General features: G+C 38.7%; 22 protein-coding genes. 17 read left to right on the top strand and 5 right to left on the bottom strand.

Annotated features, from left to right (window positions below):
• Window positions 1-40 precede the first annotated feature (40 nt).
• The gene (locus ACS604_RS14660; RefSeq protein WP_000761577.1) at window positions 41-241 is read right to left on the bottom strand and encodes a hypothetical protein; all 201 of its coding nucleotides are present in this window, start codon (window positions 239-241) and stop codon (window positions 41-43) included.
• Window positions 242-740: 499 nt separating this feature from the next.
• Here ACS604_RS14660 and ACS604_RS14655 point away from each other — a divergent pair, with 499 nt between their 5' ends.
• Entirely contained in the window at window positions 741-1739 is a 999-nt protein-coding gene (locus tag ACS604_RS14655) for a CobW family GTP-binding protein (RefSeq protein WP_353156632.1), read from the top strand.
• 42 nt (window positions 1740-1781) lie between these two features.
• Here the strand turns inward: ACS604_RS14655 and dctA are convergent, their stop codons facing one another.
• Window positions 1782-3044: a C4-dicarboxylate transporter DctA gene (gene dctA / locus ACS604_RS14650; protein WP_474772068.1), complete on the bottom strand. Its 1263-nt coding sequence runs from the start codon at window positions 3042-3044 to the stop codon at window positions 1782-1784.
• Window positions 3045-3232: 188 nt separating this feature from the next.
• Here dctA and ACS604_RS14645 point away from each other — a divergent pair, with 188 nt between their 5' ends.
• The 5 genes from ACS604_RS14645 (at window position 3233) to pgaD (ending at window position 8207) form a co-directional block, all read left to right on the top strand.
• The gene (locus tag ACS604_RS14645; protein ID WP_005303252.1) at window positions 3233-3763 is read left to right on the top strand and encodes a YaeQ family protein; all 531 of its coding nucleotides are present in this window, start codon (window positions 3233-3235) and stop codon (window positions 3761-3763) included.
• Between the two features lie 87 nt (window positions 3764-3850).
• Entirely contained in the window at window positions 3851-4189 is a 339-nt protein-coding gene (locus ACS604_RS14640; RefSeq protein ID WP_002117532.1) for an FKBP-type peptidyl-prolyl cis-trans isomerase, read from the top strand.
• A 244-nt stretch (window positions 4190-4433) separates the two neighbouring features.
• Window positions 4434-6428 carry a poly-beta-1,6-N-acetyl-D-glucosamine N-deacetylase PgaB gene (gene pgaB, locus ACS604_RS14635; protein WP_474772066.1) on the top strand — a complete coding sequence of 665 codons (1995 nt, stop codon included), beginning with the start codon at window positions 4434-4436 and terminating at the stop codon, window positions 6426-6428.
• A gap of 13 nt (window positions 6429-6441) precedes the next feature.
• A complete protein-coding gene (pgaC, locus tag ACS604_RS14630; protein ID WP_004794047.1) occupies window positions 6442-7698 on the top strand; it encodes a poly-beta-1,6-N-acetyl-D-glucosamine synthase in 1257 nt (418 codons plus the stop codon).
• A gap of 89 nt (window positions 7699-7787) precedes the next feature.
• Window positions 7788-8207 (top strand): poly-beta-1,6-N-acetyl-D-glucosamine biosynthesis protein PgaD, encoded by a 420-nt coding sequence (gene pgaD / locus ACS604_RS14625; protein WP_004794046.1) that lies wholly within the window; start codon window positions 7788-7790, stop codon window positions 8205-8207.
• Window positions 8208-8315: 108 nt separating this feature from the next.
• On the opposite strand, the gene ACS604_RS14620 is transcribed toward pgaD, so the two are convergent.
• Entirely contained in the window at window positions 8316-9104 is a 789-nt protein-coding gene (locus ACS604_RS14620) for a crotonase/enoyl-CoA hydratase family protein (RefSeq protein ID WP_474772065.1), read from the bottom strand.
• A 197-nt stretch (window positions 9105-9301) separates the two neighbouring features.
• Window positions 9302-10246 carry a DMT family transporter gene (locus tag ACS604_RS14615; RefSeq protein ID WP_474772064.1) on the bottom strand — a complete coding sequence of 315 codons (945 nt, stop codon included), beginning with the start codon at window positions 10244-10246 and terminating at the stop codon, window positions 9302-9304.
• Window positions 10247-10653: 407 nt separating this feature from the next.
• Here ACS604_RS14615 and pnuC point away from each other — a divergent pair, with 407 nt between their 5' ends.
• The 4 genes from pnuC to ACS604_RS14595 are packed head-to-tail and all read left to right on the top strand — an operon-like array spanning window position 10654 to window position 12701.
• On the top strand, window positions 10654-11244 hold the full coding sequence (pnuC, locus tag ACS604_RS14610; RefSeq protein WP_238611943.1) for a nicotinamide riboside transporter PnuC: 591 nt from the start codon (window positions 10654-10656) through the stop codon (window positions 11242-11244).
• Window positions 11245-11290: 46 nt separating this feature from the next.
• Entirely contained in the window at window positions 11291-11890 is a 600-nt protein-coding gene (locus tag ACS604_RS14605) for a hypothetical protein (RefSeq protein WP_174759954.1), read from the top strand.
• Between the two features lie 21 nt (window positions 11891-11911).
• A complete protein-coding gene (locus tag ACS604_RS14600) occupies window positions 11912-12379 on the top strand; it encodes a hypothetical protein (RefSeq protein ID WP_474772062.1) in 468 nt (155 codons plus the stop codon).
• A 22-nt stretch (window positions 12380-12401) separates the two neighbouring features.
• Window positions 12402-12701, top strand: coding sequence for a hypothetical protein (locus tag ACS604_RS14595; RefSeq protein WP_174732657.1), 300 nt, complete (start codon window positions 12402-12404; stop codon window positions 12699-12701).
• A gap of 46 nt (window positions 12702-12747) precedes the next feature.
• Here the strand turns inward: ACS604_RS14595 and ACS604_RS14590 are convergent, their stop codons facing one another.
• Window positions 12748-13560, bottom strand: coding sequence for an IclR family transcriptional regulator (locus tag ACS604_RS14590; RefSeq protein ID WP_174732659.1), 813 nt, complete (start codon window positions 13558-13560; stop codon window positions 12748-12750).
• 273 nt (window positions 13561-13833) lie between these two features.
• Here ACS604_RS14590 and ACS604_RS14585 point away from each other — a divergent pair, with 273 nt between their 5' ends.
• From ACS604_RS14585 to ACS604_RS14555, 7 genes are read left to right on the top strand one after another with little or no spacing between them, the layout of a single operon-like run.
• On the top strand, window positions 13834-14139 hold the full coding sequence (locus ACS604_RS14585; protein ID WP_004794037.1) for a non-heme iron oxygenase ferredoxin subunit: 306 nt from the start codon (window positions 13834-13836) through the stop codon (window positions 14137-14139).
• Window positions 14140-14166: 27 nt separating this feature from the next.
• A complete protein-coding gene (locus tag ACS604_RS14580) occupies window positions 14167-14466 on the top strand; it encodes a recombinase-like helix-turn-helix domain-containing protein (protein WP_296519281.1) in 300 nt (99 codons plus the stop codon).
• Between the two features lie 16 nt (window positions 14467-14482).
• Window positions 14483-15550, top strand: coding sequence for a Rieske 2Fe-2S domain-containing protein (locus tag ACS604_RS14575; protein ID WP_312821502.1), 1068 nt, complete (start codon window positions 14483-14485; stop codon window positions 15548-15550).
• Window positions 15543-16307, top strand: coding sequence for an SDR family oxidoreductase (locus tag ACS604_RS14570; protein ID WP_004794034.1), 765 nt, complete (start codon window positions 15543-15545; stop codon window positions 16305-16307). Before ACS604_RS14575 ends, ACS604_RS14570 begins: the two co-directional genes overlap by 8 nt.
• Before the next feature lie 11 nt (window positions 16308-16318).
• The gene (locus ACS604_RS14565; RefSeq protein ID WP_443271575.1) at window positions 16319-17248 is read left to right on the top strand and encodes a VOC family protein; all 930 of its coding nucleotides are present in this window, start codon (window positions 16319-16321) and stop codon (window positions 17246-17248) included.
• Between the two features lie 28 nt (window positions 17249-17276).
• Window positions 17277-18488: an NAD(P)/FAD-dependent oxidoreductase gene (locus ACS604_RS14560; protein ID WP_474772061.1), complete on the top strand. Its 1212-nt coding sequence runs from the start codon at window positions 17277-17279 to the stop codon at window positions 18486-18488.
• 42 nt (window positions 18489-18530) lie between these two features.
• Window positions 18531-19754, top strand: a complete 1224-nt coding sequence (locus tag ACS604_RS14555; RefSeq protein ID WP_144733237.1) for an MFS transporter — start codon at window positions 18531-18533, stop codon at window positions 19752-19754.
• Window positions 19755-19761 lie beyond the last annotated feature (7 nt).

The raw sequence follows: 19761 nt of genomic DNA, 5'->3' as shown, positions 1-19761 counted from the left end.
GTAAAATTATCTCTGAGCTTGGAGGAGAGTGCTTAGAGAATTAACGAGTTGCAGGAGCAGCTTCAGAAGCAGAACCTACAGCATCAGATGCAGCATTTGCAGTGTTTGCTTGTTCTTGAGTTGAAACAACAACTTTTTCTTCACCAGCAGTGTTATGTGCTTGGTCGTGCTTAGAAGCAGCGAAAGTTGAAGCAGCAGTTAAAGCAAGTGTAGTAGCGAGTAAAGTTTTAGCTAATTTCATTTTATGGCATCCTTAAATTTCATTTAAAAATAAATTAAACCTAATCGTTCGTACCTACATGAAACCTGTATGGCTGAATGACTAAGCTAGGACACATGCTAAGCTGAGCTTCGAATTACATCAATTAACTTAACAATCTATTACGGCTATCTTAACAATATGAAATATACGGATCGTTTATGTGAGCAATCTGTAAAATTAAGGGGCTTAAATACACCTTAAAATGTGAAAAAATATTTCTTATCGAGTGAAAAAAAACCAAATCAGTTACGCAAACCTAACACTCTGGCATGAATTGTGAATGCGCATAAATAGAATATTCCGTTTGAATTTTAATTGTCAAAAGTTAATTTAGATTTTGAGTGAGATGTATGTCACATATTAAGTGTTTTAGCCTGATAATTGAAAAGTATATCTTCAAAGTGAAAAATCATTTTCATGGTACTTAAACAGTGATATACCTTTCTTAGTTTTGAAACCTTGTTGATTTGAGTCGATTGTGAAATTTATTGCCCAAAAAACTGTTCCTACCCATATTATTTCCGGTTTTTTAGGGGCAGGCAAAACCACATTATTACAGCATTTATTAAGTCAGAAGCCTAAAGATGAGGTTTGGGCGGTATTAATGAATGAGTTTGGGCAAATTGGAGTAGACCAACAACTGTTGCCTCAAGATGAAGGATATGCGGTCAAAGAATTATTAGGGGGTTGCTTGTGTTGTAGCAGTCAATTGCCTATGCATATTGCTTTAGCTCGCCTATTGAGTGAACAAAAGCCAGACCGACTCTTTATTGAACCGACTGGACTTGGGCATCCTTCACAATTATTTGACCAACTAACTGAACCGCATTGGCAAAGTAGTTTAGCCATGCGAGCGTTGATTACGGTAGTCGATGGTAGCCGTTTGCACGATACAAACTGGGTTAAACAAAACCTTTATGAAGATCAGTTAAAAGCTGCCCAGATTGTGGTGGTGTCACATACTGATGTGATGACTTTTGAAGATGATCAGGCGCTTGAGTTATTAAAAGATGAATACAAGCCTTATCACCAAGAGTGGATTAAAACTGAAAATGGTCAGTTAGCTTTAAATAAAATTGATGTAGCTGCTCGTTTAACTGAACGATCTATACAGCCTTTACTTAAACTTCAAAAACAAATGACTGAAACCGAGGTTAAGAAGGAAATTCAGCAATTACCTTATCATTATGTCGAGTCGGCACAAGGTTATATTGTGGCAGGTTGGAAATTACCTAAACGCTGGAAATTCGATTTTTATAATTTGCTAGATTTATTATGCGCGCAGCAAGACTGGCTTCGAATTAAGGGAATTTTTAATACAGATCAAGGTTGGAAAGTTTTTAACTTTAATCCTGATCAGTTTAATTATAAGTCTGGCGAAGAGGGGATTGATAACCGTATTGAAATCATTAGCGCACATCATCACGATTGGTTGGCTTTTGAAACGGCATTACTTGCTTGTCAGCTTGAAAAATAGAGAACATTAAACCAAAGACGATTTAATGTTCTCATAATGGATTTAAGGTTTTGTATCTAACACTGCTTTGGCTTGAGCGTGGTCAATATCTTTTTCCCAGTGTGCAATCACTACAGCAGCAACACAGTTACCGATTAAGTTGGTACAGGCACGAATAATGCCAATGAACCAATCGACTGAAAGTAGAAGCACTAGACCAATTGCAGGAAGGCTTGGAATAACTGACAGTGTTGCTGCAAGAATAACTAAAGCTGAGCCAGGAATACCGTGGGCACCTTTAGACGTGATGAGTGAAACCAGCAAAATAGCCAACAGGTCGTGAGTGGATAAATCAATATTGCAGGTTTGTGCAATAAAGATCACCCCTAAAGTTAAGTAAATTGAAAACCCATCTAAGTTAAAAGAGTAACCCGTAGGAATGACCAGACCTACCGTTGAATCTTTAATTCCCAGATTTCTGAGTTTTTTCATAATTTGAGGTAAAACAGAGTCAGAAGATGCTGTACCTAAAACAATCGCTAACTCATCTTTAAAATAAGCCACAAATTTGAAGATGTTGAGACCGGCAAGTTTTAAAATTGAACCTAAGACAACCACAACAAATAAAATGCAGGTCGCATAAAACAGTAAAACCAAATAACCCAATTGTAGAAGTGAATCTAAACCAAATTTGGCAGTGGTATAAGCCACTGATCCGAATACACCAATAGGCGCTAAACGAATAATCAGACCCATAATTTTGAAGAAGACTTCTGAAAAAGCTTCAAGCGCCTGACGTACTAACTCTGCCAAATGTTTAGGAATTAAAAGTAGTGATACGCCAAATAAAATAGCGATGAGTAAAACTTGTAAAATATCGCCGTTTGCAAAAGCAGCAGTGAATGTTTTCGGAATAATATTGAGTAGAAATTCCGAACCTGTGTGCATTTCATGAGCGCGTTCGGTATAGGTGCTTAAATCTTTTGCATCTAAATGGCTAATATCGATATTCATACCGACGCCCGGTTTAAATACATAAGCCACAATAATGCCTAAAACTAAAGCAATACTGGTGACCACTTCAAAATAGAGAATGGTTTTTGCACCGACTTTGCCCATTTTTTTGATGTCATTTGCACCATAGATTCCCAGTACAACGACACAAAACACAATGGGTGCAATCAGCATTTTAATCAAAGAAATAAAACCATCGCCCAATGGCTTTAAAGATAGGGAGAAATCATGAAAACCAGCCCCAACTGCAACTCCTAGAAAGAGAGCACAAAGAACCTGTAAAAATAAACTACGTTTAAGCTTCTGCCACATAAGTCATCAATTTTAGCAAGAGGAGAATATTTCTCTTTCAAGCAAAAAGCCGGCCAACTCTAAAGCAAACAGAGCGTTTTGGAAGAATATGCAAATTTCCAATTACTATGCGGTGGATTGCTTAGTTTTTTTATAATTTTTACCTAAAATCGAGTATCCTTAGCGCCAAATTTTGGAACATATTAATCATGGCGCTTAAAGCAACAATTTATAAGGCAGACTTGAATATTGCCAATATGGATGACCATATTTATGGTGATTATCAACTGACGCTTGCCTTGCATCCTTCGGAAACTTTAGAACGTTTAATGGTTCGTTTGATGGCTTTTGCCCGTTTTGCAAGTGATGAGCTTGAGTTTACTAAAGACCTTTTTGAAACTGACGAGCCAGCGTTATGGCAAAAAGATTTAACGGGTCAACTAGAAACTTGGATTGAAGTCGGTTTGCCGTCTGAAGATAAAGTTAAAAAAGCCAGTGCGCGTTGTAAAACGGTTGCAGTTGTTGTGTATGGCACACAAGTTGAAGACTGGTGGAAGCGAAACAGTAAAATTAAAACCTTAAGTAACGTTCAGGTGTGGCAAATTGCCCCTCAAAGTACAGCCGAGCTTGAACAGCTCTGTGAACGTACGATGCAACTACAATTAAATGTGATGGACAACGAGTGGACGCTTTTAGGTGAAAAGGGTCAGGCAAATGTTGTTTGGACACAGTTACAGTAATTTAGAAAAGCGCAACAAATTCTACAGATTCAGTTGGTACACTAAGTACTAATTGCGATTTTAGAAATTCAGTTTAAGGGTTAAACCATGTCAAATGAATTAGAAATTATCGATTTAAAAGTAGGTGAAGGCAAAGAAGCGGTTAAAGGTGCTTTGATTACAACTCACTATACAGGTTGGTTAGAAGACGGTACTAAATTCGACTCTTCAATTGACCGCGGTAACTATTTTGAATGCGTGATTGGTACAGGCCGTGTAATTAAAGGCTGGGACCAAGGCATTATGGGAATGAAAGTTGGTGGCAAGCGTAAGTTAATCGTGCCTGCTCATTTAGCTTATGGCGAGCGTAAAATGGGTAAGATTATTCCAGCGAATTCTAATTTAATTTTTGAAATTGAATTATTCGATGTCAAAACTCGTGACTAGTGAAAAACTGAAAGCCCTTTAGGGGGCTTTCTTGTTTATATGAGCTTTAAATATAAATACATTATTAATTTATATTTTAGCTTTTTGAATATTTAAGATTATTTTCAGATTATTTGATTATAAATGCTGACTGAAAAACTGTTCATTTGTGAGCAGTGTGATATTAAGAGCAACTTTCAAAAAGTTTGTGCCCTAACATCAAATTTCACATAAGTAATCTATATTGTTATTGAGACGCTATTTCATGATTATCCGCTTTGCATCTCCTTTGTTGAACATATCACTTGGCTTGGCCTTGGCAGGTTTGTCAGGCATGGCATTAGCCAAACCACCTAAACTGGACGCTTCAACACTCACGGTGATTGGTTATCATGAAATTACCGATACTAAAAATGCGTTAATTCCTCAATATGCAGTGACCACTCAACAATTTACACAGCACGTTGAGTGGCTACAAAAAAACGGGTTCCATTTTATTACAGTTGATCAGTTGATCCGTGCTCATCAGGGCAAATTTCAACTGCCTACAAAGCCGGTTTTATTAACTGTAGATGACGGTTATCAGTCTTTTTATCAAAATGCTTATCCAGTTATTAAAGCTAAAAAGATTCCGGTTGTTTTGGCTGTAGTGGGTTCATGGTTAGAGCCAAAAGCTGGCCAAAAAGTAGATTTTTCGGGTGAAGAAATTCCACGTGATAAAATTTTAAGCTGGAATGAACTTAAAGAGATGCAAGATAGTGGCTTTGTAGAAATCGCCAATCATAGCTATCACTTACACCGTGGTATTACAGGGAATCCGCAAGGCAACTCTGAACCTGCCGCAACGACTCGTTTTTATGATGTTAAAACTCAAACTTATGAAAACGATAAACAATATCAGGCACGGATCTATGATGACCTGAAAAAGAACAATGACTTATTAAAAGCGCATGGCTTACGTTCGCCGCGTATTATGGTGTGGCCATATGGTCGCTATAATATGCAAACTGTCCAAATTGCAAAAAAATTAGGCATGCCTGTGACCATTACGCTTGATGATGGGGCAGACCATGCAAAACAATCTCTACAAAATATGAGCCGTATTTTGGTAGAAGGTGGAATGACAACTGATGATTTGGCTCAAGAAATTAAAAACCGTGAATTGAATTTAACGGATAATAATCGTCCGCAAAAAATCATGCATGTCGATCTGGACTATATTTATGATCCAGACCCGAAACAACAAGAGCGCAATTTAGGTCACTTGTTAGATCGAATTAATGGCATGGGTGTAAATACAGTTTATTTACAGGCATTTTCAGATCCAGATGCGAATGGCTCTGCTGATATGGTCTATTTCCCAAACCGTCATATTCCAATGCGTGCTGACTTGTTTAACCGTGTTGCATGGCAGATTCAAACGCGTACTCCTGTAAGCCGTATTTATGCATGGATGCCGTTGTTGGCGTGGGAATTACCTAAGACTGATCCTGTTTCTAAGGATTTGGTGGTAACTCAGCAGGAAAAAGCGGGTGAACATCTTAATATGGGTTATATCCGTTTAAGCCCATTCTCATCAGCTGCACGTCAAACTGTTCGGGAAATTTATCAAGATTTGGCTAAGTCAGCTTCGTTCAATGGAATTTTATTCCATGACGACGTCACCTTATCTGATTATGAAGATGCAAGCCCTGATGCTTTAAAAGCTTACGCAAAACAAGGTTTGCCAACAGATTTAGCAAAAATCCGTGAGAACGATCAAGACTTGCAGAAATGGACTGCATATAAGACAAAATATTTAGATGATTTTGCAATGCAACTCGTTGATGACGTGAGACAATATGAGCCGTTCTTGGTGACTGCACGTAACTTATATGCGCAAGTGGCTTTAAAACCATATGCAGAAAATTGGTATTCACAATCGCTTGAAGAGTCATTAAAGCATTATGATTTTACAGCTATTATGGCAATGCCTTATATGGAGCAGGTCGATAATTCAGATCAGTTCTATAAAGACATGATTGATCGCGTGAAACAATATCCTAATGGCCTCAAGAAAACCGTTTTTGAATTACAGGCAACCGACTGGCGTAAAAATGAAAAGGTACCTTCAACTGAAATGGCAGCAACAATTCATTCACTTTATCAGCAAGGTGTAATGCATGTCGGATATTACCCTGATGACCCAATCAAAGATCACCCGGATGTTGACGTAATGCATAAAGCATTTGCTGAAAAATCATCTCGTCTTGTGCCGTAGTCGAGGCTGAAACATGACAATCTTTGCTGCAATATGGTCGCATGCCTTAAAATTCGTTTTTTACTATCCCTTATTCATGTCGTATTTATGGATGATGGGTGCGATCATTTTCTATTGGAGAGAACGTCAGGCTCCGCCTTATGATCAACCCGCTCCATTGGAAAGTTATCCAAAAGTCGCTGTATTAGTTCCTTGTTTTAATGAAGGGGATAATGCAGAGGAAACAATTAGCCATGCTTTAAAACTGGACTATCCTCATTTTGAAGTCATCGCGATTAATGATGGCAGCTCAGATAATACAGGTGAAGTACTTGATCGTTTAGCAGAACAACATGAAAAATTACGTGTTGTTCATCTAGCGCAAAACCAAGGTAAAGCCATGGGGTTGCAAGCCGGAAGCTTAATGACCGATGCCGAGTTTTTAATTGGTATTGATGGTGATGCTTTGCTTGATCCACATGCAGCAAAGTGGATGATTCGTCATTTTCTGGAAAATCCAACGGTTGCAGCAGTTACTGGAAACCCACGGATCCGTACTCGCTCGACTTTATTAGGGCGTATTCAGGTCGGTGAGTTTTCTTCGATTGTGGGCATGATTAAACGTGCACAGCGTACCTTTGGTCGTTTGTTTACCGTATCGGGTGTAATTACCGCTTTTCGTAAAAGCGCCGTTCACCAAGTCGATTATTGGTCACCAAATATGTTGACTGAAGATATCGATATTACTTGGAAGTTACAACGTGCAGGTTGGGATATTGAGTTTGAACCGAATGCTTTGGTTTGGATTTTAATGCCTGAAACCCTAAATGGGTTGTGGAAGCAACGTTTACGTTGGGCAATGGGTGGCGCACAAGTATTAATTAAAAATATTGATGTGTTCACTAAACCAAAATTGAATTTTTTATGGCCGTTAATGTTTGAGCTTTGCTTAACTTTAGTCTGGTCATATTTAATGCTAGCGATGGCTTTGTTGTGGTTGGTACATTTTATTTTACCAGTCCCTGCATTAGCTGTTGTGAGCTCCCCATTTTTACCGTATGGTACCGGTATTTTATTGGGGGCAACCTGTCTAATTCAGTTTGCTTTAAGCAAATGGATGGATAGTCGTTATGAACCGCATCTAGGAAAAAACTATTTCTGGATGATCTGGTATCCATTGGTCTTTTGGCTAATCACTATTTCAGCAACCATTGTGGCATTTCCAAAAGTCTTAAGACGTGGAGATGAGAAACGAGCACGTTGGGTGAGCCCGGATCGGGGCATTCGCTAGAATGAAATGCAAGAGTCATGAGATTTTAAAGATCGTGCTGTATTGATGTCTGGGGAAAAACCACAGCACTTCGTTAGGTAAAGAGAGAAATGAAGACAAATTCGTTGATTATTGATTTACGCCGTCAATTACCATGGCATAAACGCTATGCTTCTACAACAAGCACAGCCATGATGTGGGCGGTTTGGTTGTTGTTGTGGCGTCCGTTCGTGTTTGTATGGCTATTGGTTGAACTACAAAAAACTCATTTGGTACACCGTTTATTTAGTGCCTTTGGTGTAGGAATTGAACATGGCCTTACCGCATTAATTGCTTGTGCAATTTGCTTATTGTTATGGAGCCATTTACTACCAGAGCGCCGTGTCGGTGGCAGTGCACTTAAAGCAAAACAGACTGATGATTATGCGCGCTATTTTGATTTACCTGAACATGAAATTGAGCAGGGGCGTAGCCAAAAAATTACAGTCGTTCACCACGATGAATTAGGTAAAATCGTTAGAGTTGAATAAGCTTTATCAATAAAATAAGGCCCACTTTAAGTGGGCTTTATTTTTTTCTAGGCTCATTTAGGTGTAACTATAGGTTTTAAACTGTAGAGCGCAAAGTTTGAAAAGGTATTATTTACCTTTAAAAACCGGAGGCCTTTTTTGCAACATAGCAAAGACTCCTTCTTGTACATCTTCTGTGGTCAGTAAAGGCTGAAGATGGCCCTGTAATTGGCTAAATGCAGTTTGATAACCTTCATTCATAGCTTCACGGGCAGAGGCGAGAGTGGCTTTTACAGCAAGTGGGGCAGCTTGAGCAATATGTTCAGCCAGTTCTATTGCACGGTTGATTTGAGTACCTTCTGGGCATATCTCTGTAATCAGGTTCATATCAAAGGCAGCTTTTGCATCAAAAGAGTCACCGGTGAGTAAATAGCGCATGGCTTTGGCCCAACCCGCAGTTTGAGTAAAGCGTGCAGTTGCTCCACCAAAAGGTAAGATGCCACGTTGAACTTCCATTTGCGCAAACTGAGTATTTTCACTTGCTAAAGCAATGTCTGCGTTAAGAAATAGTTCTATACCAGCGGTATAACAATAGCCTTGTACTGCAACAATCAAAGGTTTACTCAGTTTTTGCCCAACTGTACCCCATGGGTTAATCTCACCATTTTTAAAATCAAAAACACCCGTAGCAAGTTTAGGCTGTAACTCAACTAAATCTAAACCAGCCGTAAAATGGTCGCCATGAGCAAAGATAATTGCACAGCGTAGGGCATCATTATTTTCATATTCTGTCAGGGCTTGAGATAGGTCTTTGATCATGTGACTGTCAAAAGCATTGCGTTTTGCTGCTCGATCTAGACCAATTAAAAAAATATGACTGCGAGTTTCACGGCTGACTTTTCCTGCTTGATTTGACATTTTTCCGATGTCCTTTATTTATCTTTAATAAGTTTTTAAACGATCGTTTAAAAACTATCAAATACAATTTATTGAATACTTAGTAAGCAAAAAATAAGGGATGATAGAAATAAAAAATAAGTTCTTACTTTATGGTGAATGTTGCCAATAATACTTAAAAGTAAAACCTGACAAATAAATTGTCAGGTTTTAAAAAATTATGCAGAGCGCCGTGAATACATCACTAGTCCTAGGCATAACATGGTTAAACCTAAAATGAGATGTGAGCTGAGCTGTTCATGGTTGAACCATGTTCCCCAAAATGTAGCTAAGACTGGGGTGATAATGGTAATAAGGAGCACAGTAGTCGGTTGTAGTATCTTGATGAGTTGATAATAAAAAATCATGGCAAGCACTGATGAAAAAACCGCGCTGTAGAGTACTGCTAGCGAAATTTTCAGACTTGGAAATTCAGTGGGAAGATGTGACCAAAAGAAAGGTAACAAACATACATAACCGACCCATGAGACAAGAGTAGCACCTGTCATTTGTGTAATGGGCGGAATATGTGCTCCGACAGATTTCACGGCAAACGTCGACAAGACATAAAACAGCATCGCAATCAGTTCTAATATAATACCGACGCGGTTGAGCTGAAAACCTGATGAAGACAGCCCTAAAGTAAAACTCATTCCGACAAGAGCAATACCGAGTCCAAGCCATTGCCATACTGAAAACCGTTCGCGTCCTAATAAAAAAGAGCTAATTAGTCCAGATACTAACGGAGAGGTGCCATAAATAATTGAAATAATGGCAGAGGGAACTTTATCTGCACCCATGTAGCAAAAGGCCATAGAGCCAAATAAGCCAATGGCTCCAGCACAATAACTTAAAACAGCTTTTTTACTAAAGATGAGCTTTAAGCGAAAAAATCTTAGACACAGCAAGGCGATTGGAATGGCCAAACTGAATCGAATAAATAATCCCCATGCCCAGTGAATTTCTTGTACTGTCCAGACAGCCGCGAGTGGAGTAAGCGACCAAATAATGACGACAGCAATAAATTGGCCGGCTGTAGCAAGGCGAGTCGGAGATGAAGATAATGCTACAGCCGGCTGAATCTGCGGGGTGGATATACTCTGTTGTTCAAATAATGGCTTCATATAAAGCTCCAGAAAGTTTGTTCTTTGGTGTTTTAAAAGGGCATAAAAAAAGCCGCGTTTTATGGCGGCTTGTGATGAAAATCAGGGGATATATTACAAATTAAATATCTCGACTTTCGCATCTAAAGCGCCAAATTGTCCAAAATTAGGATGTCGCCAATTGACCACATAGAACTTAATCTTTGGGGCGTATAATTGACGCGCTAGACAGTATTGGGCTTTAGATAAAAACATGATAAGTATATTAGAAATACAGATGTAATTTTTATAACATAGAAATAGAAAAGTACAAATTATATTCAAACAGAAACCATAGATTTTTTGATTATATTAAATTAGTAGTTTGCTTAACTTCATATTTTTCTCATAATACCTCGTCAAATTGATCTCAATAAGCAGCTGTTTTTATGTCACCTCTAGAAATCTTTGCGGTCTTAATTAGTCTCATTGGAGTTGGATTAACCGTCATCCGTAATATGTGGTGTTGGCTGTTTAATTTCTTTGCCTTTGTTTTATATGCCTATTTGTTTTACGAATTTAAGCTGTATGGCGAAACAATCTTGCAATTCTTTTTTATGGTCGTAAATTTTTATGGCTTTTACTATTGGTTCAAAGGAAAACAGCAAGATCATGACATTCGAATTGAACCAATTAGAGTTCAAACCGCTATTATCCAAATGATTATTGCTGCGGTAGGTGGTTTACTGTTTGGTTTAATTCTTAAAAACTTTACCGATGCAGCGGTGCCGATGCTCGATTCACAGCTTGCAGCATTTAGTTTGCTCGCAACCTATTGGACGAGTCGAAAGCATATTGCGACTTGGGTACTTTGGGTATTTGTCGACATTATTTATGTGGGAATGTTTATTTATAAAGATTTATTTTTAACAGCCGCTTTGTATGCAGCATTTGTGTTGATGGCAGCTTATGGTTGGTATCAATGGGAAAAGGTGAAAAGAAAGCAGGTTGATCATATAGAGTTGAAAAAAACTATTTAATGTATGAGAAAATATTAAAACAATAATCCTGTTTGGAAATTATTTGATGACTCATACTTTAAAAAAAATTTTATTTTGTTTATTTCTTTATTCTGGTTATGCAAATGCTCAGATTAATGCTGTTCCTTTAAAGCAGCTTAGTAAATTACCAGATTCATGTCAGAAAGATGAAGCTGCTGAACATAATAAATTAGTTATACAGACGGCACAGATAAAAATACAAAGCTATTCTTGCTTTAAGCCTGATATAGCTGATGCGCTAGGCTATAATGTATTTGCTATTCATTTAGATAAAAATAAAACCTATTATTTTAAATCACAAACTCAGGATATATCTGCAATAGCTGGTCAGAACATACATAAAATTAATTCTGAAACCTTTGCAATAGATAATTATCAAGAGCGTGGTGGAAATTTCATTATTTTTTGGATAGCGAATTGGTCAAATATTTATACACAAGATATTAGTTATTATACGGATGATGAAGCCTTTATAGATAGTGTTATTAAAGACAACCAGATTTATTTACAGAAGAAAAAATATTTGGATAATACCAAAGCTAAAAAAGTTGGATCTCCCTTAATCATTATGAAAGACAAACAAAAAGGTTTGATCATAAATAAGAGTAAGGCGCAAAACTTTTAAATCATTAATTTCTGGATTTTTATGAAAAATTTAACTCATATATTTTTATTTTGTATTGGATTTTTAGTAGCAACGACCTCTTATGCACAAGTAAATATTAAACCTTTATGGCATGGTAAAGTATTGAAAAGTTTTGATATTTCTTTAAATAACCTAAAAAAGCCAAAGCAGGTTATTAAAGGTGAAGCTGATGAATGCAATGGTGGTTATTTTCCAGATCAATGGGTATATGAAGATGGAGTGGTACTCTCTACGGGCTCTTTAGATAAAGTATATGTAAGCCAGCAAAATGGTCTAAAGTATGGTTCTCGATTATTTAATCATTTAACTACCGAGAATGAGTTTAAAAAGTTTTTTGGTAAGCAAATAGTTATATCTGAAAATCATACTTACTCTATATTTCCTTGGGAAGGTAGTAATGATGGCTTACACTTCCATTTCCGTAATGGAAAATTACACTACTATACGCACTCTATTGATGACTGCTAATGATTAACCTTTAAGAATATCCATGATCCTGAATTTAATCATATATAAACAACAACAGTTTGATCGAATCGCTGCAAAAATAATGGCAGAGCCAAAATATTATTGTGAATTTAGTTCAGTGTCAGATTTTTATAATGCTGCGTGGCTCAAAGATTTTCCACAAGGTAGCCAGATTTCTGCCACTGGCTTAGATGATGGTGCTGAAGAGTTTTATGCGGTTGTTCAATTTAAACAGCAGTATTTAAAATTTGATATTAAAGAAAACCATTCGACACTGATTTTTCAAGATATGAATGGGAAAGTATTTAAGCGTAATTTTTAATTTAAAAAATAAAATCACAAAAAAAAGCGACTTATCGTCGCTTTTTTTAATAAATAAATTTGGAAATTTTATTTGCGGTTTCAATGACTAGGCTTGCGATATCTTCTTTAAATGTTCTTTCATCGTAAGTAGTAATTGGACAACTCACAGAGATAACAGCAACCATTTTCCCGTTTGACTGTTTAAAAATAGGTGCCGCACAGGCTGCCATATCATGATTATAATGACCCCAACTCACCATGGTTTTTTGAGTTTTTACGTACGACAGCCTTTGCAATAAAGCTTTTAAATTGGTTGGCGTCAGGTCAGAGAAACTGTCCCAATCGCTAAAGTTACGGTAACGCTGACGTACTTCTGTTTCAGGTAAATCAGACAGTAACATTTGACCAATCACAGTGGCATGAGCTGGCCAGCGAGTCCCTAAGCTAATGTTGCTCGTGAAGGTTCCCATCGACTGAATGTTATTTACAAAGACAATATGAGTGCCTTCTAAAATTGAAAGGTGTACCGCAAGTTTGGTCTGGTCACGTAGTTCTTTCATTAATGGTGTCGATAAATCGAGTAATGAAAGTTTAGATAAACTGTTAAACCCAAGCTCCATGACTTTGGAATCGAGAGCATAAGTTTTTTGAGATGCTTTTCTTAAATAGCCACAAGATTCGAGTGTATAGATCAGACGAAATGCACTAGAACGGTTCACTTCTAAAATTTCAGCAATTTCTGTAATGGTCATTTCTTGTGCTTGTTGGTTAAATGCTTGCAAGATAGCTAAACCCCGTACAAGTCCGGGTACTAAATATCGATCATCATTTTTTGTTGTTTCCGATTCTTGCGAATCTTCATCAATTGCTATGCTCATTCGTGTCTTTTTCCTATAAATAAAACATGATTCAATTTGGGGCATGCTGCTTTATTTTATAACTATTGTAATTGTTAAAAATGCATAAAACAATTTTTATATTTAAAACTTTGTTTCTTTGTTGAAACGTAACAAAATATTTAAAATTTACTAAATAAATGAATTTTATATTTATTTTTACTTTGACAAAAAATGATCAAGGGGATTATGCTTAGCTTGTGTTTTGAAAATCAAATTATGTTTTGTATATAAAACAAAATGAGGACGCAAGGTATGAGTTGGATCTCAGTTTGTCAGCAGGGTGACATTAGCGAAGATGAGCCGAAAGCCATCGAAATTGAAGGAAAGAAAATAGGCGTATTTTTCGTCGATGAAAATTACTTTGCTATCGAAAATGTTTGCCCTCATGCATATGCCTTATTAACCGAAGGATTTATCGAAGATCAAACTGTTGAATGTCCATTGCACGAAGCAATTTTTGACATTCAGACAGGTGAGCTCAAAAGTGGACCCGGGTGTAGAAACCTATGTACTTACCCAGTTCGTGTTGAAGGACAGGATATTCAAATTCAACTCTAGTCCTCTCATGTACAAGGAAGCAGAACAATGAAGACATTTAATGAAAAGTTGGCAAGCTGGATTCATGCAATGCCAGCAACCGAAGCAGGCATCAACAATATTCAAGTTCCAGGTCAATCTGAATTGTTGGTTTGGCAAACACGTTATAAAGAACCAACCTTATACGAACAAGATTTTGTAAAGAACTTGATTCAGGCATTTTCTGCGGGCGCAACAGAGTTAGGTGACGTTGTTTCTGCACTTAATCAGCAGGGTTTCCGCTGTGAATCTGGTGATGAATGGACTTCTGCAAGCTTTACAGAAGAAATGCAACGTTTAGGTTATTGATTCAGGGAAGAATAAAATGAACGCAATCGTATCAACTTCACAAAGCGCTGAAGAATATTTAGAACTTGGTTTACGTGACCAATGGCATCCGGTTTTAGCAAGTTGGGAAGTCGCTGCTAATCCAGTCGGAATTACTCGTTTAGGCGAAAATATTGTGGTTTGGCGTGATGCCGAAGGTCAGGTTCATGCGCTTGAAGATCGCTGTCCACACCGCGGGGCTCGTCTTTCACTGGGTTGGAACTTGGGTGACCGAGTGGCTTGTTGGTATCACGGTGTTGAAGTTCGTGCTGACGGTGTAGTTGCTGATGTACCAGCGGTTCATGAATGTCCAATGACTGGTACTAAATGTTTAAAGAATTATCCGGTCATTGAGCAACATGGCGCGATCTTTATCTGGTTTGGTATTGATGTAAATGAACAGCCAAAACCGCTTGAGTTCCCAGAGCAACTTGCAAGTGAAGAGTGGAGTTCATTCCTTTGCCAAGCAGATTGGAAAGTAAACCATCAATACGCGATTGATAACGTGATGGATCCAATGCACGGGACCTATTTGCACTGTACTTCACACTCTATGGCAGATGGTGAGCGTACTGCAGAGATGAAGCATCGTACAACCGATAATGGCTTTGTTTTTGAAAAAGAAGGCCAAACAGGTGTGAACTTCGACTGGGTTGAATATGGTTCAACTGGTGCAAGCTGGTTACGTCTTTCTATCCCATACCGCAAACAATTTGGTCCGGGTGGTGAATTCTGGATTGTGGGTTATGCAACCCCAATTGATGCCAACAATACCCGTGTATTTTTCTGGCGCTGCCGTAAGGTGAGTGGCTGGCAACGTAATGTATGGCGCTTCTTATATCGCAATCATTTAGAACAGTTGCATTGGGATGTATTGGAACAAGATCGCATTATTTTAGAAAACCTTGCGCCAAATGCGCGTGAAAAAGAGTTCCTCTATCAACACGATGTGGGTCTTGCACGTTTACGCCGTTTAATGAAGAAAGAAGCTGAGAAGCAATTAAAGAAAATTGCTGCGCTAAATGCATCAAACCGTATCGAGATGCAGGAAGAAGCTCATGGCTAATGTAGCGTTGTTGCAAGGCAAAAAAGTTTTAGTGACTGGTGCTGCGCGTGGTTTAGGCCGAGATTTCGCTCAAGCCATTGCTGAGGCAGGTGCTGAAGTTGTGATGGCAGATATTTTGTCTGACTTGGTACAACAAGAAGCACAAGCTCTACAGAAACAAGGGCTAAATGTTCATGCAGTAACAGTTGACCTTGCCAATGCAGACTCTATTGAAAATGCGGTTGCAAAAAGTGTGGACATTTTACAAGGACTAGATGGCCTTGTGAACTGTGCAGCGCTGGCAACCAATGTCGGTGGAAAAAATATGATTGATTATGATCCTGAACTTTGGGATCGGGTCATGAATATTAATGTGAAAGGCACATGGCTAATCAGTAAGGCATGCGTTCCCCATCTAAAACAATCGGCTGCGGGCAAGATTATTAATGTTGCTTCCGATACAGCACTTTGGGGCGCACCGAACTTGATGGCTTATGTGGCAAGTAAAGGTGCAATTCTTGCCATGACACGTTCAATGGCAAGAGAGTTGGGGCAGTTCAATATCTGTGTCAACACATTGTCGCCGGGGTTAACTTTGGTTGAAGCAACCGAGTACGTGCCACAGGAACGTCACGATTTATATGTGAACGGAAGAGCGATTCAACGTCAGCAACTTCCACAAGATTTAAATGGAACAGCATTGTATCTACTGTCGGATTTGTCCTCTTTTGTGACAGGTCAAAATATTCCGGTCAATGGCGGTTTTGTCTTTAACTAAGGAGTAGTCAAATGATTACAGGGATCGAGATTTTAAAGTTTGGAGTTGAAGATAGAGCCGCTTCAAACAAGTTTTTGGCAGATTTTGGTTTAAGCCAAAGTACTTCGGATATTGAAGGCGCTGATCTTTACCAGACTCAAAACGGTAGCAAAATTTATTTATTTAATTGTGATGATGACCGTTTGCCTGCTGCCATTGAACAAGGTTCAACTTTACGTGAAGTCACGTGGGGCGTTGAAAGCACACAAGACCTCGAAGACTTAGCAGTACGTTTGGCTGATGTAGAAGGTTTTAAACGTTCTGAAAATACAGTTCAGTGTCTTGACCCAAATGGCATGACCATTCGTTTTGAACAAAGTTTTGTAAAAGAAGTACCAGAACTTAAAACGGAAGGTATTAACCAATACGGCAACATTCAACGTGTCAATGCAGCAAGTCCTGTCTATGAAAAAGGTCAGCCTGTTGCGATTGGGCATGTAGTGTTCTTCACACCAGATTTGGCAACAACTGAAAACTTCTATATTGAAAAAGTAGGCTTTCATTTATCGGATGCCTATAAAAATCGTGGTGCATTCTTGCGTTGCCGCGGTGAAGGTTATCACCATGATTTATTCTTGCTCAGTGTTCCAAATAAACCTGCTGGTTTAAATCACGTTGCGTTTGTCGTTCGTGATATTCATGAGGTGATTGGGGGCGGTTTAAATATGAATCGTTCGGAATGGTCAACTTTCATTGGGCCGGGACGTCATCCAATTTCTTCTGCTTATTTCTGGTACGTCAACTCACCATTAGGTGGTGCATTTGAATATTACACCAACGATGATTATTTGACCGAAGAATGGCAACCTCGTGTAGAAGAACATCGTCTAGAGCTTTTCACCGAGTGGGCGATTGAAGGTGGTCTTGATGATACAACCCGCCGTCAGGTGAAGCCTGTTTAACAGGGATTGCTTTACAAGGAAGATGGCTATGGAAAAGATCGTAATTGTAGGTGCTGGACAGGCAGCGGGCTGGGCAGTAAGTACCTTACGTCAAAATGGGTATGTGGGCGAAATTCACGTGGTTTCAAATGAAGATCAAGTGTTTTATGAGCGTCCGCCATTGTCTAAACAAGTGCTTTCAAAAGAAGCAACTTATGAAAGTTTGAATCTGTTCTCTCCTGAACAGGTTCAAGAGTTCAACGTTCAATGGCATAAACCGGAAATTGCAACAAAAGTCGACCGTGAGCAAAAACAGGTTCATTTAGAAAGTGGCCAGATTTTGCCATATGACAAATTACTAATTGCAACCGGAAGCCGTGCACGTCTACCGGTCAATACATGGCAGTTTATTCCAAATGTTGTGACCTTACGCAATGTGCGTGACTGTGAACGTTTGGCAGAAATTTTAAAGAATGCAAAAAATGTCGCTGTGATCGGCGGTGGCTGGATTGGTTTAGAAATTGCTGCAACTGCACGTAAGCAAGGTAAAGATGTTCATATTTTTGAATATGGCGACCGTTTATGCGCAAGAAGTGTGAGTCCGGAAGTTTCTACATTTTTAAAAAATATGCATGAGACCCAAGGCACAAAAATTCACTTAGACAGCAAGAGCCTTCATTTGGTTGAAGCGCCTAACCAAAAAGTTGAAGTGGTGAACCATCCTCAAAATAGTCAGTTATTTGACTGTGTCGTGGTAGGTGCGGGCGCTGACATTGCCAAAGAGTTAGGTGTACACGCTGGTCTCGATGTGAAAGATGGCATTGTGGTGAATTGTTTTGGACAAACCTCAGATCAAAACATTTATGCCGCAGGTGATGTCGCGATTCATCCGGGTTTGGGCTATTGCATTCAGTCTTGGGCAAATGCACAAAATCAGGCGATTGCCGCAGCGAAATCGATGCTTGGAATTGAAACAGAATACACTGATATTCCATGGCTTTGGTCTGATCAATATCACTTCAATATTCAAATTTTAGGAACGTATCAACCTGAAAAAACTAAAGAATTGGTGATTCGCCATGGCGGTGAAGATCAGGTGAGCTATTTATATCTGGACCATGAAAATCGTTTGCTCAACATGATTGCCATTAATGATTCTAAACTGATCAAACTGGCAAAACGTTGGATGCAAGCCAACACCATTTTAGATCCAAAACTGTTAGCAGATTCTGAATTTAATGTCATGAAGTTAAAACCGTAAACATTAAATCTGGTTCTCATTACCAAATCGAAGGAATGACACATGAGTAATGAAGAAAAAAGTGGATTAAAGCATTGGGTACCTGCTTTTGTCCTTATGGTGTGTGTGGTACTGGCGTTTTTCGACAAGATTAGTATTGCGGTTTTATTTTCAGATCCACATTTTCAAAGTGCAATGGGAATTGCTGAAGATAAGGCCAAGCTTGGATGGCTCATGACAAGTTTCTTACTTGCTTATGGTTTTTCATCAGTTTTTCTAAGCTTTTTGGGGGACATCTTTAACCCAAAGAAAATGCTGTTCTGGAGTGTGACCTCTTGGGGTTTACTCATGTTTTGCATGGGCTTCACCACCAGTTATTCAGGCATGTTGATTTTACGTGTACTGCTCGGTTTAGCAGAGGGTCCGCTATTTGCCTTGGCATACACCATTGTTAAGCAGACTTACACAGATCATCAGCAAGCACGTGCTTCAACCATGTTCTTACTTGGAACACCGATTGGTGCATTTCTTGGGTTTCCAATCACTGCAAATGTTTTAGCGCACCATGACTGGCACACCACGTTTTTTGTTATGGCTGGTTTAACACTCATTGCCATTTTCAGCATTGTTTTTGGTTTACGTAACTTGCAGCTCAAGAAAACTGTCGAAATTGATGGTGAGAGTAAACGTACCAATTTCAAAGGTCACATTGCCAATACTAAATTGCTCTTAAGCAACAGCGCATTCTGGTTGGTGTGTCTCTTTAACATTGCATTGATGACGTATTTGTGGGGCTTAAACAGTTGGGTTCCTTCTTATCTTATGCAAGACAAAGGATTCAATCTCAAAGAGTTTGGGATGTATTCAAGCTTTCCATTCATTGCCATGTTAATTGGCGAAATCATCGGTGCGTTCTTATCTGACAAGTTAGGCCGTCGAGCAATTCAAGTATTTAGCGGTTTATTACTCGCGGGCATCTTCATGTATGTGATGGTCATTATGACTGAGCCATTATTGATTATTGCTGCCATGTCTTTAAGCGCGATGGCGTGGGGTTTTGGAGTCGCAGCTGTATTTGCTCTGCTTGCAAGAGTGACGACCTCAAATGTAGGGGCGACTGCGGGTGGAATATTTAATGGGTTAGGTAATTTTGCAAGTGCAATTGCGCCTGTTCTTATCGGTTACATCGTGATGCAAACACACAGTTTTAATTTAGGAATTACCTTCTTGGCTGCTGTCGCTGTCATTGGGTCGTTGTTCTTGGTTCCTCTTTTAAAACGTTATTAATTCACTG

The organism is Acinetobacter sp. Li1LvA2 (assembly GCF_056156705.1).
This window is presented reverse-complemented; position numbering and strand designations above follow the sequence as displayed.